Below are 17,238 nucleotides of genomic sequence, written 5' to 3'. Positions count from 1 at the left end.
ATTCGTCCTACTCAGTATAAGAAAGCTTGCACTATCATTCCAAACTACTCAACTCCACCACATCTCCACTAGTGGCCTTCACAGCATAATTACAATCTAACTTCCCGCACAGCACATACTTCTTCTGCCCAGGATCATACACATAGACGGGTGTTAATTCGAACCATCCCTTGAGCTTGTCATAAGCTTCGTCATGGCTTACAGAAATCCCCTCTTCGCTCTTGAACTCATCAAACATATCGAGCATTGGCTTGTTATCCATATAATTTATAACCTTATAATTCTGCACATCGATGAACAGGAGGATCTTACGCTGGAATATACGATTACTTGGCGCCTTCATCCTCAGTGTTGCCTGAATATGTCCTCTTTCCCGTTGAAAAGTCTTCAACATCCATTCTCCGGATTCATCCGGAAAGAGCTGGCTTAAACCAGCTTCGACTGCGGCTATACATTCGGCTTGTTCTGCGTCTGTGATAGGAAATGAGTCCGGATGCGGCTCACTAGCTATTGCCTGCTCAATGGTAACAACCTCAAGTAGACGTATCTCCGTCCTTTCGAACGGCTCCAGCTCCGTATTCTGTTGCTCCCAATGGATTACTTGATCAATATTCAGTCGTGCTCTTGTACCTGATATAAACTCAAACGGGATGGTGGTTGTTCCGTCATTTGTAATGTAGATTTCTTCTATCCCATAGATCGGCAGGAGTTGCTTCGTCTCGTACACCGGATATTCTATAAGCTGTAGTTGTTTCCTCGCCTGTGGCTCTATCGTTTGAAGTGTGAGAGTATAGTTCTCTTTATGCACAAGGGAGCTGGAAGGAAACTGGCCATATACACTGTAAAAAACAAGCCTGCCTTCCGCATCGAAGCGAAGCTCGATCCGTCCACCAGGAGTGACTGGTATGCTACCTATTTTTTCAATAAAATGATATTCTCCAATCTGTTCCTTCTCTAAGTGAAATTGTTTACCGTATACAATCCTTGCCTCATCTTCAATCCACCGGATGACTCCGTTAAAATCTATATTTTGGAATGGTGTCCCATTCGCATAAGATATCCCGCCAACAAAAATCACACTTTTATAGTTGCGGGATTGTAGGTCAATCGTGATGACGGCAGTTCCTTCCGGATTGTAATCGCCCTTCCATTCCTTCATATGTGCAGGAAACCATTCCATACTAAGAAAATAGTTGGTCTCTCCCAGTATCGTAACGTCGCGATAAATTTCATGAGAGTGTAAGTAGTAGTTGTCCAATCCATATTTTTGCTGTGTAGCATCAAGCAGTTCTTTGATTCGAATATCCATCATAGTGCACCCCATAAAATTGATGCCTACATCATACCATTACTTAGCGTTGATTACGAAGCGCAGCAGCGAATATTGGAGTCGATTGTTACTTATTAAATAGTAAAATCTTCTGAATATACTACATGCTCATGCAATGGGCTTTGGTGATGTTCAGAAAATGATCAGTAGCTTGGGTTTTAATAATGCAGAGTGTAATAATATTTTGCACAACCTTCACCAGAATTCTATACGTGAATAATAACTAAAAATTTTTAATGGAGGTAAATCATCATGAATGACATCATCGATGGAAATGCGGCATTAATACAATTTTTCCCACTTCCAGCGCATCTTTATAGTAAGGATATTGCTTGTATTGCAACTGTTGCTTATGCAGAAGAGCAGGGACCAAATTTAACGGGCCTCATAAATGCTCTATACTGCAAGGGATATATAAACCTTGATCATCTACTAAATTCCACGTGGAAAAAACTATACCAAGTTCCGAGGTTGGGACACAAAAGACTGATGCTTCTACTTCGTTTACTAGAACGAATTTCTGCAGATCCCAAGACCATAGAAAACCATACCATTGTCCCTCGTGTTACAATGCAGAGTAAAAAGGATATGAAAGAATTAACTTTAAAGAGGATTATAAAGAAGTATAACGAAACATCTGTGGTGGTATTAACTGAAGCTACCGAAAAAGAAGCTCGTATAAAGAAAATTAAAGATAGACTCCGTGAAATGGGGTTGATTATATAACAATATCCCGCCAATAATCACTGATGGGAATCTTTTTTATGATCGATTTGGCTTGTGTGCCTGGATTACCTACCAACGAAATGCAATATACTTGCATGAAAAAACTCAAGCGGCATTACGCTTGAGTTTTTAAGATGTATTACAAATTGTTAATAATTTTTTTAAGCTCTTTTGCCGGTACTCCTGCAACGACAGTATTCGCTGGAACATCTTTAGTGACAACTGCTCCTGCCGCAACAACAGAGTTATCTCCAATCGTCACCCCGGGCAGTATGGTAGCGTTTGACCCAATCCATACATTGTCTCCAATGATAACTGGAGAGGGATAGGTTACATTTCTCGTTTCTAAAGGTAACCCATGATTAAGAGTAGCAATCGTGACATTCATACCAATCATTGTACCGTCCCCTATATTAATTCCACCTCTATCTTGGAAGGAACAGCCTATGTTGAAAAACACATTCTTCGCTACAGTGATATTTTTCCCAAAATCTGTATAAAACGGCGGAAAACACATAAACGACGAATCAACTTTATTGCCTGTAAGTTCACTAAAAATCTCCACTATTTCTTCTTTTGAATGATAGGATGTATTCAATTCCATTGTGATCTTTTGAGCTTGATAACTGCATTGAGTTAATAATCCATGCAATTCTTTATCCTCACCCGAAATTGAATTTCCCTTCTTACAAAAATTAATAAATTCTTTCATCTCCATTTTTAAAATCACCAGCCCAATTTAATTATACTTCTGATAATGAGGTTCATATGTTTAGAGTTCAACCTTTTCATTCACATCATAAGTTGATATGATTCAAATGACTAATACTTATACCAAATACATTCTTATGCCTTTTAAGCATAGATATAATAAGGAGACTGTTATGGAAATTCGTGTATTACGCTATTTTATTGCTGTAGCGAATGAAGAGAATATATCGGCTGCTTCAAAACAGCTGCATTTGTCCCAACCTACATTATCAAGACAATTAAAAGACCTTGAAATGGAATTAGGAGCAACTTTATTTGAAAGAGGTAATCGGAAAATTACTTTAACAGATGAAGGGAAGTACTTATTTCAAAAAGCGAAGGAAATCGTTGAGCTAGTAGATAAAACCGAAGTCAGTTTTAAAGAATCAAAAGAACTGATTAGCGGAGAAATTTACATTGGTGGTGGTGAAACAGAAGCTATGAATTTCATTGCCAAAGCATCAAAAGAATTACTTGAACATTATCCAAGTATTCGATTTGATTTATACAGTGGTAATGCTGACGATATTACTAGTAAGTTAGACAGTGGATTATTAGACTTTGGCATTGTCATAGAACCCACAGATAAACAAAAATATGATTATATAAAATTACCTGCTACTGATGTTTGGGGTGTTTTAATGCGCAAAGATAGTCCTCTAGCGTACAAGCAGTTCATCCAGCCAATAGATTTAATAAATAAACCACTGTTAATTTCACGTCAAACTGCTGTCAGTAACGAATTCACAGGATGGTTTGGAGCGAATATCGAGGATCTCAATATTGTCGCAACTTATAATCTACTTTACAATGCTGCACGAATGGTAGAAGAAAATATTGGATATGCATTGTGCTTGGATAAACTGATTAATACATCAGGAGATAGCAAGCTTTGCTTTAAACCTTTAAACCCCAAATTAGAGGCTAATTTAAATATTATCTGGAAAAAACATCAAGTGTTTTCTAATGCAGCAAATAAATTTTTAGCTCAGCTACGAAACAATATAAAAATATATAATTCATAACTGTAGACAATAACCCTGGAAAAGCGATCCCCCCCCCAATCGTAACATGTGTTTGTATGTTAGCTTGTCTTCAAAACGCAAGAAAAGCTCAAGCTTTTTTCTCAGCTTGAGCTTAGTCTTGCGATATTAAATATTGTACCCTAACCAATGATACACAGCACTCCATATGTCTCACGTGTTAAGCACCCATATTAACCTACGATAACGCCAACATCGCGTTCATATCTTCCTCGGCAGTGGTAATCAACTTTAACCCAAAAAGCTCTACCAACACATCCAACACCCCATCCGAGATAAACTCAGGCGGTTTCGGTCCGATACGAATATCCTGAATGCCAAGACTGAACAAACCCAGCAGAATCGCTACCGCTTTTTGCTCAAACCAGGACAGCACGATGCTGACAGGTAGCTCGTTCACCGTACAATCAAATGCCTCAGCCAGAGCTAAAGCAATCTTCACCGTAGAACCAGAATTATTACATTGCCCAAGGTCAATATAACGCGGAATTCCTGTGTCTCCAACAGTTCCATAATCTACGTCATTAAAGCGGAATTTTCCGCAAGAAGTGGTTAAAATGACGGTATCGTTCGGTAAGGATGTCGCCAACTCGCGGTAGTAATTCCCACCTTTACCTGGCGCGTCACAACCCGCAATAACGAAAAACCGGCGGATATGCCCATCTTTGACAGCCTGAATGATCTCTGGTGCCAGCCCGATTACTGTTTCATGATGATATCCTGTCGTAAGTACCAGATCTGACTCTACATCAGCCGCAGGTAATGACAATGCACGATTAATCAGGGGGGAGAAATCGTCATTCGTGATTTTCGCTACACCTTCTAGTCCTGCTACTTCATATGAGAAAAAGCGGTCTGCATACGTACCCTTAATCGGCATCACACAGTTTGTAGTTGCAAGAATCGCACCAGGAAACTGCTCGAAAAGTCTGCGTTGATCGTACCAAGCTTTGCCGATGTTGCCTTTCAGATGTTTATACTTTTTGAGCGCAGGATAGCCATGGGCAGGTAGCATTTCCGAGTGGGTATAGATGTTGATGCCCTTTCCTTCCGTCTGCTGCAGCAATTCCTCGAGTGCATACAAGTTATGCCCTGTCACCACAATACATTGACCTTCTATTTTATTCTGGCTAACTGTGATTGGTTGTGGAATCCCAAAGCGATCCGTATGCGCACGATCCAGCAGATCCATGACACGAACCGCCGCATCTCCAACCTTCATCGCCATCTCCAAATGCTCCTGCGTATTAAAGTTGGAATTGGTCAAGGTCATATACAAAGCTTCGTGGGTAATACGATCCACCTCAGGATCGCTATATCCTAGCTGCCGAGCATGTGTTGCATAAGCTGCAATTCCTTTTAAGGCAAAAATCATCGTGTCCTGTAAACTCGCAATGGTTTCATTTTTGCCGCATACACCAACAACGGTGCAACCGCCAGTCGGTGTCTGTTCACACTGGTAACAAAACATATTGTTATCCTCCATATCTAGATAATCTTTCGTTACTCAAACGTAACAGAACACCAAACCTTGAGTTGTGATTACACACACATTTTTTTAGATCAAGCAGATTTAAATGGCCGTCTATTGATAACAACCATCATTATAATAACGCCTATACAAATGAAAATATTAATCCCAAAAACCATTTTGAACGCCTGTAGCTGATTCTCCTGCCCTATCTCTCCACCCACCATGCCAAGTCCAAGTGCTGAACCAAACACCATCCCCGCATTTCGTGTTAAGGCAATTATTCCTCCAATTGAACCTACGTGTTCCTTAGGCGTCTGCTGCATAATATAGCTATTATTCGGAGAAGCAATGAGCCCCATCCCAAGTCCAATAAGACATAGAATCGCAGCGATTCCATAGACCGGGATATTCTCTAAAAATACTAGCAACAGGACGAACCCGCCTCCCATAGCACTCAGCCCCATAAGCATCAGCCGACGAGAACCATAACGATCGGACCAGTAGCCTGCAAGAGGACCTGCAAAGGCCAATGCAATGGGATAAGCCGCCATAATGTAACCGGTCGTGGAGGACGAAAACTGAACCGCTGCTCCCATCAAATAAAATGGAATAAGGACAAGCAAGGTATTAGAAAGAATAAAAGAGGCACAGCTAACGATCAAGCCACCCGCCACAGCAGGAATTCTCAGCGCCCGAAGAGGTAGAAAAGTTGTCTTTTGCGTCCGTTCCCATAATAGAAACGTGACCAACAGCAGGATAACCCCCATCAAACTCGCCATCGTCTGCTTAGACACCCAGCCCCACTTGCTCCCATTTGTTATCACGAGAAGAAGCAAGGTGATCCATACCATGAACAAGCTAGCCCCCACGATGCTGACTGTTCCCGGCTTACGATCTTGCACACGGCTCGGAATGTACCGGTAAGCCATAACTGTAGCCACAATTGCCACAGGAACATGGATCAAAAATAGCCACTGCCAGCTGAGCCACTCCGCAATCAACCCTCCCGCAATAGGGCCTGTCATCCCGCCCAGTGCGACAGCCGTACTCAGAATTCCGAGTGCATGTCCTCTTTTCTCTTTCGGCATATGGATGGTGATGAGCGCAATATTCGTTGCTTGGAACATCGCAGCGCCTATTCCCTGCACAACTCTAAGCGTAAGCAATATTGGCAGATTAGGTGAAAAAGCGACCAAGATCGAACCAACTGTAAAAATCACATATCCGAGATTATGAATGCGGCGAAACCCATAACGATCACCCAGTTTTCCCATCACAGGGAGAAGCGCAGTAATCACTAGTAGGTACCCTGTTGTGATCCACAAACCCTTTGCAAGCTCCGTCTGAAAATGATTTATAAAAAAAGGAAGCGATACATTCATAATTCCGGCTGTAAAATGGGAAATAAAAGCTCCCATACAAATAGCCGCCATCATACCCAACCGCCGCCTGCGGGTGCCCGCTAGCTCTGTATTTTTTGCAACATTCATGCTGATCCCGTCCCCACTCATATTTGTCTAAGAATTACTAACAATTATAAGTAGATCCATTGCCAGGACCAATCCCATAAAGATGGGATATGAGAATCAAGCTCCATTAGTGAAAAAGCAATCTGATCAATCTAAATTTGCATTCAGATTAAAGCACACACCTACCTAGAATAAATTCCTAAATCAGGGAGAAGATAAAAATCACTTAACATCTAATTTATTAAGGAGAACTGCATGCGGAAATTTTTCAGCCCCAAGATACCTCCGGCAAATCCTAAGCTGCATCCACAAACAGAAACCAAAAATGAGCTTTCAAACAAGGATCCTTTGTCCCATGCCATCTCTGAATCTCTCGAGGACAATTTGCAGATGATTAGCGATTGTTTTGCCAATTGTTCAGATCTAAAGATTATCCCTTGGAATTATGGCCCTGATCTTAGCTATCAAGCCTTGGCAATCTACTTCAATACACTTACCAAGTCTGACCCTACAAATCATTTTAAAGATACTTTGCAAAATCTTGTTCCGCATGAGCTAGGTCCCACCTCAGATGTAAATGTTAAAGATGTCATCTCTTTCTTTGAACAAAATGGGGTTACTTCCCCACTCCTTGAATTGATGGACAATATCAATCAGGCCGTTAAGGGAATTCTTGACGGAAAGGTTGTAATTCTCTTTGATGGCTGGCAGAAAGCAGTCGCATATTATGCCCTTGATGTTGAGCAGCGTCAAACCTCTGAGCCTATTACTGAGCCAACCGTACAGGGCCCACACATCAGCTTTATAGAAAGCTTGGAGCGTAATATTGGTGTTATTCGTAGCTTATTAAAGACTACTAATCTTAAGTTTGAATTCTTCACTTCCGGTAAGCAGGTTCAAAGAACGTTGTCCTTTGGTTACCTGGATGGAGTAGTGAAACCAGAAACATTACAACAGTTCAAGCAACGCATAGCTGATATCGAAAAGGAAGAGATTATTGACGTATCCTATCTCGAAGAGTGGATCGGGGATTCTCTCTACTCTCCCTTTCCACAAGTCCGCTACACAGAACGACCAGATACAGCTATAACCGCTCTACTTGACGGGAAAATTATTGCTATGGTAAACGGAAGTCCTTCCATATTGATATGTCCTGGAAATTTCATGGAATTTTTTACGAATAGCGAGGATTATTACTACCGAACCATTTTTTCATCTTTAATACGGTTGATTAGAGTGGCTGCCTTCATTATCGCGCTGTTATTGCCTAGCACCTATATTGCGTTATCTAACTTCCATTCCGAACTAATTCCCACTGTTTTGCTACTTGCCATTCTTAACACGCGCGAAGGCATTCCCTTTCCTGCCTTGATCGAGGCATTGATCATGGAATTTTTCTTTGAGCTATTAAGAGAGGCAGGCATACGCTTACCTAGACCGATCGGGTCAGCCGTCAGCATTGTTGGTGCATTGGTCATAGGACAAGCAGCTATACAATCGCAAATTGCCTCTCCGGTTATGGTTATTGTCGTCGCCTTAACGGGGATTGCCTCTTTTGCGCTCCCTCAATACAATATGGCCATTGCACTGCGAATCTTGCGGTTTCCATTAATGATTCTTGCGGCAACGTTCGGAGGGCTTGGGATCATGGTTGGTTTTATACTGATTTATCTTCATCTGACTACCTTGCGTTCATTAGGTGAGCCGTATTTAGACTCGTTGGCTCCACTTGACCTTAAAAAAGTACGTTTTTCAATTTTCGTTCTGCCGAGAAAGCTACTGCTTCATTCACCTCGTAGTCGTCATTTATATAAAAAGACTTCAGGAAGGAAGTAGATATAGTGAAACGACTTACTATCATGCTAATCTGCCTTCTTGTTCTCAGCCTAACTAGCGGATGCTGGGATAATAAAGAACTTGACGAGTATGGGTATGTACAAGCAGTAGCCATTGACCAAGGTGAAGATGACCGTTTTATGATAACGACTCATTTCTATAATCCTTCCACCAAAATTGAAATGGGGCAGTCAGGGAATCCAGCGTCCAAGGGGATTAATATTTCAACGAGTGGAGAGACCTTTTTTGAAGCCATACGAGAGATCCCTGCAAAATTCGGCCGAAAAGCCAAATGGGATCATATGCGTGTCATTTTAATCGGTGAACAATTAGCTAGAAACTTGAACATAAGGGAAGTGCTTGATTTTTTCTCTAGGGATCAAGAGCCACGTGGTACCGTTCTTCCCCTCATTGCTGAACAAGCGGCGGCGCCTTTTTTAGATGTAAGTCCGTTTATTGAACAAACCATTGGTCAACAGTATAAGAGAATGGAAACGAGTGGTGCTCTTTATGCCGCAAAAACTTCCAAAATCCCTCTCTATGAGCTGGCTATTCAAATGTGCAGTCCCTCCAACACTTCTGTTCTACCTTACCTGCATAAGACCAGTGTAGATAATAAAGCAATAATATCAGGACTAGCGCTAATACAAGACGGGAAAATGGTAGAACTTCTGAAGGAGAAAGATACTGAGGCGTTCATGATGCTGATGGACAGATATATCTATGGAGCCTTAGAATTCCCTTGCACCAATGAGACCGAAAATGCGCTGCGAAAAAAGGAATCTCTTGAAGTGCTCACCTTCAACAGTAAACTTACTCCAACTGTGAACAATGGTTCTGTTTCCGTCGGTGTAAAAATTGCAATTGAAGGTACAATCGGAGAATTACGCTGTTCACATTTAAAAACATCTAAAGACATGAAACAATTTGAACAGCGAATTGTAGCTCAGGTAGAACAGCAGGTGAAACATACTACCGATTTTTTTAAAACAAAAAAAGTAGATGCACTTGGAATTGGTAATCAGATCTATCAAAGAAATCCGCAACAGTGGAAACAATTAGAGCCGGTATGGAAGGAAAAGATTGCTCAGACTGAATTCGATATCAATGTTGAAGTCAAAGTGTTAAGCACTGGTATGAACTCAGGTACAATATTCGGGACAAAGGAGTAGTAGCTATGCTGGGACAAATTATCTGTGTACTGCTATTAGCTTCCGCTATGCTAGCCCATGACCTCCCAAAGTTTAGACAGGCCTCCGTTCGTGATCGAGTGGTCTATGGAGTCCTTCTGCTGCCGGTTCTTTATCTCGGGTTTATCTTCATAGCAGCAAAGCCATGGCCTAATTTGGACTCGCTCTTCAATCTACTTACGGGTCCAGCTGAACACATCGTCCATTGGATCAACCCGGCTATTTCATAAGTGTATAGAAAGAGGAGGAACGTATGAATAAGCAAGAACGTGTTAGCTCTATCCAAATGTCCATGCTGTTTCTCTTCTTTATGACAGGCTCTTCAATCGTCATCGTCCCTGCTTCACTAACTAACTTTGCTGGCAATGGAGCCTGGATTTCTCTCATTATTGCCTCGGCCACAGGAATGCTTCTGCTATCCGGTATTCTATATTTAAATAGACGAGCCCCAGAGCTATCACTTGTGGAACAAAGTCGCGCTGTGCTTGGAAATGGGCTGACTCTCGTTCTATTACTTCCTTTCACATGTGTTTTGTTTTGGAATGTCGCAGGAATTGTCATTGAGATCGGTACCTTTTTCAAAAGTACGATGTTAAAAGAAACGCCTACTTATGCGGTAAATACGATGTTTTTTATAACGATTGCTATGACAGCGCTCGCTGGCATCGAAGTAATTGCCCGTATGGCCGCAGTCTTAATGTCTCTAATGTTCGGATTTATTATCTTGGTCTGGATTCTTGTAGCAGGTTTGTATCATCCCGAATACCTGCTGCCCATCATGCCTGATGGAGTTAGACCTATCCTGAGTGCTGCATATGTAGTCTATGGTTTTCCCTATTCCGAGCTAATCGTTTTTTCAATAATTTTACCGTTTGTGCATAAAGAAGATAAATCAAAGCTAGGAAAACAAATGTATCTGGCACTCCTTATAAATGCTCTGACGTTAATTGCTTCTGTCATTAGCAGTATTATGGTACTGGGACCCCTGTCCGGAAGCTTAAAATATTCATTGTACCAGTTGGCGAGGTTAATTTATTTTCAGGAAACTATAGAACGGGTCGAGTCCGTGATCGGTTTTTCATTAATTATTGGCTTTTATTTCAAGGCTTCAATCCTGCTGCTTATTCTTATTAAAGTCATGAAGGAGCTTCTCAGATTGGAAAATGAAAGACTGATTGTCTTCCCGCTTGCTTTTATTTGCCTTCTGCTGTCAGTAACGACTTACACACAAGAATCTGAGCTCACAGAAATCGTAAACACTACTTGGCCGTTGATCACTAATTTGGCATACATCCTGCCTTTTCTTCTGATTCTGTTGGTCACTTTTATTCGATTCCACATGAAAAAGCATAAGAATCAACAGTTCTGATCCAATTTTAGATTACAGTTATATATTATCTGCCTAAGCTTGCCTTCTTCGCAATTCGGAAAGTAGCTAAAAAGCTTAAAATTACGAAAAAAAGCTGGATCGATAAGGCCAAGAGAATTCCTGTCATTACGCCCCATCCAAAGGATTCACTAACGGTAATTAGGGCACCGCCTAATCCGATGCTAAGTGCAGGACTAAACGCATCAATAAATTGAATATTCGCTGAAATTGAACCTGCATCGCCATCTTCGGCATGCTGTAGTGCAATGGCTCCCGTGGTTGGATGTGCCAGCCCTATTCCAAAACCGGTAAGTATTTGTGAGAACACTGCGAGCACGATTCCATTACCTGAAATGCCTATCACGGTTATGACCAGTGCAACTCCGACAATCATAAATGCAACGCCAATCATCACCCGTTGTCTACGGCCCCTCCCATGGTCTTGTTCATCAAGCTTGGATTGCAGCCACGCTGCTATTGACCAACTTATAGCCCCAGCAGCAACGATTAAGCCCGCAACATCTGCCGATAACCCTTTAACATTTGTTAGAGCTAGAACAACGTAGGTTTCAACAGCATAGTAGCATGCAACAAACAGCCCTCTAGTAACAATGGTTGCCGACAAACCTTTTTTAACTACTAAAGCACCCTCTGGCAGCAGTTTCCGTAAAGGTTGAATCATAATAAAGCCCCCTGCAATTGAAATCACAATCCCCTTCCAAGAAGGTAAAAATCCTAATCCTGCTAATAGCAGCCCTGTTCCTAATGTTAATAAAATTGCGTATATTTCTTTATACGTCCCTCTTTTCGTCGATGAAGCATTATTATTTTCAGCTTGTAACTTACGAAATAATGGGAGCGTTAAGCATACAGATAGAACAATGAACGGCAGAACAAGCCAGAACACAAACCTCCACGAAAGATTTTCGGCTAAAAACCCTGCGATATAAGGACCAATTAATGCTGGAAGAATATAAGCACTAGAGAAAGCTGCAAGTATTTTTGTTCTTAGACTGTCAGGGTAACTTAAAGTAATGCTGGAGTATACACAAGTTAAAAGTGCACCTGCTCCGAAACCTTGAAAAGCTCTTCCGCCGATCAACATGTAAATATTGAAGGAAGTTGCTGCAATGATGATACCCGTAACAAAGATTAGAATAGAAACTACAAATGATTTATATACACCATTCTTATCAATCTGCTGTCCAATGACCATTGTGCCAATGATTTGGGATAAAAGAAATGCACTAAAAATCCAACCATAATAATGGATCGCATTCAAACTTTGCGCCACCTTTGGTGCAATCGTCGTAACCCCCAATCCTTCAAATGCTACTGTTGTGACTGCCAGAATAATACCGATAGTCAACGCTCTGTACTGGGCATCAAAAATCCCGATTTTATTATTGCTTATTCTCATCTTTGAATCCTCCTTATAATTGTCGAAGCATTAGTTGCCATAGCAAGTATTAGATAATAAACAAACGATTCAAAACAAATGGTCTTGACGATAATAGTCATAGCAACTAATTGGGTTGAGATGATCTATTCTTTTACAAACAAAATCTACTATAAATCCTTTACATTATTATGAATGACAGAAAGTAGCCTTCTAAAGGTTTCAACCTCTTCCTCAGTTAACCCTTCAATGGTCTTTCTATACGCTTCAAGAGAGGGAGCAAGAATCTCATCTTTTATTTCACGCCCTTTAGAGGTTAGATATACACGTAAAGATCTTCTATCCGTCTCATGGGTTACACGATGAACAAAGCCTTTCTTTTCAAGCTTGAAGAGCATACGCGCAATGTTCGTCTGATCTTTATATAGTCTTTCAGCAATATCCTTTTGAGTAATCCCTTCACTCTCCCAAAGAATAACGAGGATCTCCCATTGGTCCACCGTAATATCAAAGGGATTTACCACTTTTTGATAATAGTTATTCAGCTTCAAATCTGCCCGGTGTACAATTACACCTATGTATTTTTCTAATTCCAATGCTATAGCCTCCAGATAATTGATATGATCATAGTTGCTATGACGAGTATAATTGTAAAGGCTAATAAATGCAACTCTAGAATATAAGCTCCTTATTTCGCAGATTTCAGCTTCTTCTTCTCTTGAAACCAGCCCATCACTAGAAGTATTAGTGGAATGATAAACAGCATCGGAATCTGGACATAGAACCGGACGACACGTAATCCTGTATAGATAAATTCTACATAGTTTCCTGCCATCGCAATGGAACAAATAAACATAACCATAGTCACGGGGATCATTAATTTACGATAGGAGGGAATACCGAACAATGTTGCCGCACCGATTAGTGTCGCATATAAATAAATGCCGATCCGGAAAAAACCACCGACAATAGCCGTGACGAGAAACAATACATCCAATCGTTCTAGTAAAGCTCTTCCCTCAATCAACTCCGAGGTTGTCAGCAATGGGTATTGTGTTCTTGTAAATAGATCCGCACCGAGGACAGACACATTTAGCATCGTAACAAACGCGATAAAAGATCCGCTGATCAATAATCCTGTAATCACTGTTTTCTTCACTTGTTGCGGTTTATTCACATAGGGAAACAACATCAAGAACACTATAATCTCTCCAAAAGGAAATACAACGGTGCTTGGAATCGATTGCTTCAGCACGGTTAACCATCCCTCTTCGAGTACAGGTCTTAAATTTTGAAGATTTACATTCCCAGACGTAAGGATCGAGCTTAGACCGGTGACAGTAACAAGAAGTAACACAGAAAAAAAGAGCTCTGCTGTCCTCGACAACACCTCAATACCTTTTCCAATGACATACATAACCGAAAGTAGCATCAAAGCAATAATAACGAGAAAGGGAGTCTGTGTAAAAACAAAGGATACAGCCATTGAGGCAAATTCACGGACTACAAAACTCCCATTAAACAAGAAATAGACGACATATAACAAGGCGACGATACGACCCACAACGGGCCCTAATATTTTTTTCGCATATTCCGTGAGCGGAAGATCCGGATAAAATAAAGACAATCGATGATAGATTAGAAATAAACAAATTCCCCCGAGCATTCCGAGGACTGCGGTGATCCATGCATCTTGCTTGGCTTCTGCACCAAATCCGGAGATAATCGCGCTCACGATTTCAAACATCAATACAAGAATAAGCAATTGACGGGGACTGATCTTTGCTTTTTCCAACGTCACTCCTTCTCTCTATGAACAATTCATTTATCAGCTATTATCGATACTTTCCATTATGGTTCTATTACGCAACCCAGTATTACGCAAATAAGCCTCCACTTTCACTTTTACTTCAATCGTGGGAAAGGTCACATCGTTCCAATCCCGCTTTAACGTTCTCCATTGCTTAGGGTGATCACGATGCACCACTTCTCCAAATCCAAAAATGTCCGACTTTTGCTGTTGCATTAATTTAATCGTGGCTACCGCTTCATCATGAACGGCTTGCATGTACAGGCGCTCAATTTGCAAAAACAATCTCGGGTTAGTTACATCAATTGGGACATCAACCTCACCAATATTTGCATCCGCACCAATCTTCACCTCAATAATTGGTTTACCGGATTTATCAAAGCTTGAATGAAATGATGATTTGGTTCGTATATTCTCGATCCCGATTGTATGTGGCTGACCATTCCAATCCATGGTTAACAATGTCGAATTAACTCTGCCTAACACCCATAAGAATCCACGGCTTTCATTTCCGTCTAACCACTTCATTAATTTCCCATCTTTAAAAGTAGCAATCCCATTAGCCATTAATTTATCTTCTTTATTTGTAGAATCGAGTTGAATGCCAGTAATCGTAGGTTCTTTACCAGATGAGACGATGGCTTGAATGACTTGGTATATTTTCTCATCGATATTTTCACCAAAGGCTTTCTCGGTTTCAGCTACCATTTTCTTAATTTTAATGGCAGGTGAATTATCGAGACTCGTTCGTTGTTTAATGATTTCTTCTCCCGTCGTTCCCCTCGCGATAACCATTGTAGCGGAAGGACGAAACTCACTATCCCGCTCAATGCCGTCAAAAAGCTTCTTTATCCCTTGTGTTGTAGCTAAATCTTCACCTACCAAGAGAACTATCGCATGACCATAATGCAATTGCCTAGAAAGTTTTTGTGAGAGAACGCGAGTGGCATCAAATACATTATTTCCTTCTGCTGAATATGTGGTTGGAGGTAAAGGCATTGGGCTACCTCCTCCTTGTGTACTTGAGACATTTATTGGATTCACGATCTGAACCGTAACCCTAATGTTCTTTTTTTCTCCTTTATCAATCGCCATCGCAACCACAAAACCGATATCCGTTAACTCTCGACTATCCCAGCAACCCGTAAGGAGAGCAATCATAACCATCGACAAACAAAGCCGTGCCATTCTACGTCCCATCTTGATCACCCACTTGCTCTGTTGTAGGCTTCTTCATCAATTTTGGAATCAAATGTCTCATCCAAATCGGTAAAGGTGCATGAATCTGACTATTCTTTACATGCATCATTGGACTATAAGGAGCCATGTAAGGTACACCAAATGAACGTAAACTACACATATGTGCAATGATCATAATCAAGGTAAGAATCATTCCAAAGAAACCGAACGTTGCTGCACTGATCATGAGGAGAAAACGTAACAATCTCGCGGATACAGCAATCGAGAAAACAGGCGTCGCTAGACTAGAGATAGCTGTAAGTGAAACAACAATAACCATTGCCGTTGACACTAAACCTGCTTGTACAGCTGCCTGCCCAATGACAAGTGCTCCAACGATGGATACTGCTGATCCAATTGCTTTTGGCATACGAACACCCGCTTCACGCAGAATTTCAAAAATAACCTCCATTAATAGCGCCTCAACAAACGCGGTAAATGGCGTTGCTTCTAGCTGTGAAACAAGCGAAATCACTAACTGTGTTGGTATCATTTCTTGGTGAAAGGTTGTTGCTGCAATATAGAAAGAAGGTCCAATCATCGAAATGATAAACATTACGATGCGTAACAGCCGCAATGCAACACTGATATCATACCGATGATAAGAATCCTCTGTAATTTGAAAGAATTGATTAAAAACGGCTGGGATGATTAGCATAAAGGGGGTTCCATCCACCATAATTGCAATTTTTCCTTCTAAAAGATTAGCAGCGACGGTATCTGGGCGTTCTGTAGGTAGGACCGTTGGAAACGGAGTAAAACTCTGATCTTCTATCATTTTCTCAATATATCCTGATTCCAGAATGCTATCCAACTTGATCTTGCGGAGACGTCGCTTCGCCTCTTCAACAATGCTATCATCCGCAATCCCATTTATGTACATGATCCCTATCCTGGTATGTGTAACTTGACCTAATGTCATCGATTCCAGCCATAAATTAGGATTTCTTATGCGACGCCGAACCATCGAAATATTTGTCGTTAGGCTTTCAACAAACCCTTCACGAGATCCTCGAATAGAAGTATCTGTACCAGGCTCATCTATGGCGCGGACTTCACCGCCCGATGTAGCAATCGCTAGGGCTTCTTTCGATCCATCAATTAATAAAATAGTCTGCCCCCACAACAAAGCATCATAGAGTTCATCCCATTGAACAAGTGTCTTCAGACCACCGATTGGAACAATTTTATCTGTGATTACTTGAACCAGATCATTTAATGTCCTTTGTTCATTACTCAGCATGACGTTCAGCAAGACTTCCATGACAAATTGATTAATGGTTGTATTGTTAACAATGCCATCCACATAAATAATTGCGGCTTGAAGCTCCTCCTCCGAGCCCCCTATCGTAAATTCACGAATAATTATATCTCCACTATTCCCTGTCTTTTGTCGAATCTGCCCTAAATTGACTCTTAATTCTGTTGAATCAATCGGAATTGAAGGGACGGTCCATTGTGGATTGCTTCCAGCACTTTTGCCACTTGCATTGCCATCCTTTGCCATGCCCTTCACCTTTCTCTCCATTATTTGCTGCTCTTTGCGTGATTATTCTACCCATTAACAGCAAATATTATTGGAAGATTAACAATGAAAGCAGGG

15 protein-coding genes are annotated in these 17,238 nt (G+C 41.1%); 6 read left to right on the top strand and 9 right to left on the bottom strand.

Translation table 11 applies throughout. The annotated features are described in order from the left end of the window. Positions 1-34: 34 nt before the first annotated feature. A complete protein-coding gene (locus ACQKMP_RS12465) occupies positions 35-1,312 on the bottom strand; it encodes a hypothetical protein (RefSeq protein ID WP_231573303.1) in 1,278 nt (425 codons plus the stop codon). Between the two features lie 270 nt (positions 1,313-1,582). On the opposite strand from ACQKMP_RS12465, the gene ACQKMP_RS12460 reads away from it, so the two are divergent. After that, positions 1,583-2,056, top strand: a complete 474-nt coding sequence (locus ACQKMP_RS12460) for a hypothetical protein (protein WP_042189671.1) — start codon at positions 1,583-1,585, stop codon at positions 2,054-2,056. A gap of 139 nt (positions 2,057-2,195) precedes the next feature. On the opposite strand, the gene ACQKMP_RS12455 is transcribed toward ACQKMP_RS12460, so the two are convergent. Continuing rightward, positions 2,196-2,774, bottom strand: a complete 579-nt coding sequence (locus ACQKMP_RS12455; RefSeq protein WP_427469486.1) for a sugar O-acetyltransferase — start codon at positions 2,772-2,774, stop codon at positions 2,196-2,198. Between the two features lie 166 nt (positions 2,775-2,940). Here ACQKMP_RS12455 and ACQKMP_RS12450 point away from each other — a divergent pair, with 166 nt between their 5' ends. Then, the gene (locus tag ACQKMP_RS12450; RefSeq protein WP_427469485.1) at positions 2,941-3,831 is read left to right on the top strand and encodes a LysR family transcriptional regulator; all 891 of its coding nucleotides are present in this window, start codon (positions 2,941-2,943) and stop codon (positions 3,829-3,831) included. A gap of 196 nt (positions 3,832-4,027) precedes the next feature. Here the strand turns inward: ACQKMP_RS12450 and hcp are convergent, their stop codons facing one another. Beyond that, entirely contained in the window at positions 4,028-5,320 is a 1,293-nt protein-coding gene (gene hcp / locus ACQKMP_RS12445) for a hydroxylamine reductase (protein ID WP_042189677.1), read from the bottom strand. Positions 5,321-5,412: 92 nt separating this feature from the next. After that, complete coding sequence (locus tag ACQKMP_RS12440; protein ID WP_052404345.1) at positions 5,413-6,813, bottom strand: MFS transporter; 1,401 nt, start codon at positions 6,811-6,813, stop codon at positions 5,413-5,415. Between the two features lie 234 nt (positions 6,814-7,047). Between ACQKMP_RS12440 and ACQKMP_RS12435 the strand changes: the two genes are divergently transcribed. The 4 genes from ACQKMP_RS12435 to ACQKMP_RS12420 are packed head-to-tail and all read left to right on the top strand — an operon-like array spanning position 7,048 to position 11,187. Beyond that, positions 7,048-8,628 (top strand): spore germination protein, encoded by a 1,581-nt coding sequence (locus ACQKMP_RS12435; protein WP_081951163.1) that lies wholly within the window; start codon positions 7,048-7,050, stop codon positions 8,626-8,628. Positions 8,629-8,633: 5 nt separating this feature from the next. Then, the gene (locus ACQKMP_RS12430) at positions 8,634-9,800 is read left to right on the top strand and encodes a Ger(x)C family spore germination protein (RefSeq protein ID WP_427469484.1); all 1,167 of its coding nucleotides are present in this window, start codon (positions 8,634-8,636) and stop codon (positions 9,798-9,800) included. A gap of 5 nt (positions 9,801-9,805) precedes the next feature. Next, complete coding sequence (locus ACQKMP_RS12425; RefSeq protein WP_042189679.1) at positions 9,806-10,048, top strand: hypothetical protein; 243 nt, start codon at positions 9,806-9,808, stop codon at positions 10,046-10,048. 23 nt (positions 10,049-10,071) lie between these two features. Then, positions 10,072-11,187, top strand: a complete 1,116-nt coding sequence (locus tag ACQKMP_RS12420; protein ID WP_379423740.1) for a GerAB/ArcD/ProY family transporter — start codon at positions 10,072-10,074, stop codon at positions 11,185-11,187. A gap of 25 nt (positions 11,188-11,212) precedes the next feature. Here ACQKMP_RS12420 and ACQKMP_RS12415 read toward each other — a convergent pair whose 3' ends face one another. From ACQKMP_RS12415 to ACQKMP_RS12395, 5 genes are all read right to left on the bottom strand, one after another. Continuing rightward, on the bottom strand, positions 11,213-12,607 hold the full coding sequence (locus ACQKMP_RS12415; protein WP_427469483.1) for an MFS transporter: 1,395 nt from the start codon (positions 12,605-12,607) through the stop codon (positions 11,213-11,215). A gap of 149 nt (positions 12,608-12,756) precedes the next feature. After that, positions 12,757-13,182 (bottom strand): MarR family winged helix-turn-helix transcriptional regulator, encoded by a 426-nt coding sequence (locus ACQKMP_RS12410; RefSeq protein ID WP_042189684.1) that lies wholly within the window; start codon positions 13,180-13,182, stop codon positions 12,757-12,759. A gap of 92 nt (positions 13,183-13,274) precedes the next feature. Then, positions 13,275-14,381, bottom strand: coding sequence for an endospore germination permease (locus tag ACQKMP_RS12405; RefSeq protein ID WP_339265841.1), 1,107 nt, complete (start codon positions 14,379-14,381; stop codon positions 13,275-13,277). Positions 14,382-14,414: 33 nt separating this feature from the next. Further along, positions 14,415-15,596, bottom strand: a complete 1,182-nt coding sequence (locus ACQKMP_RS12400; RefSeq protein WP_340971193.1) for a Ger(x)C family spore germination protein — start codon at positions 15,594-15,596, stop codon at positions 14,415-14,417. Continuing rightward, entirely contained in the window at positions 15,586-17,163 is a 1,578-nt protein-coding gene (locus ACQKMP_RS12395; protein ID WP_427469482.1) for a spore germination protein, read from the bottom strand. Before ACQKMP_RS12395 ends, ACQKMP_RS12400 begins: the two co-directional genes overlap by 11 nt. Between the last annotated feature and the right edge of the window lie 75 nt (positions 17,164-17,238).

Origin of the sequence: Paenibacillus sp. NPDC101420, from assembly GCF_050277435.1 — a bacterium.
In the GTDB taxonomy this organism is placed as follows: Bacteria; Bacillota; Bacilli; order Paenibacillales; family Paenibacillaceae; genus Paenibacillus_AQ.
The sequence above is the reverse complement of the archived record's forward strand: the minus strand, read 5'-3'. Positions and strand labels throughout refer to the sequence as shown.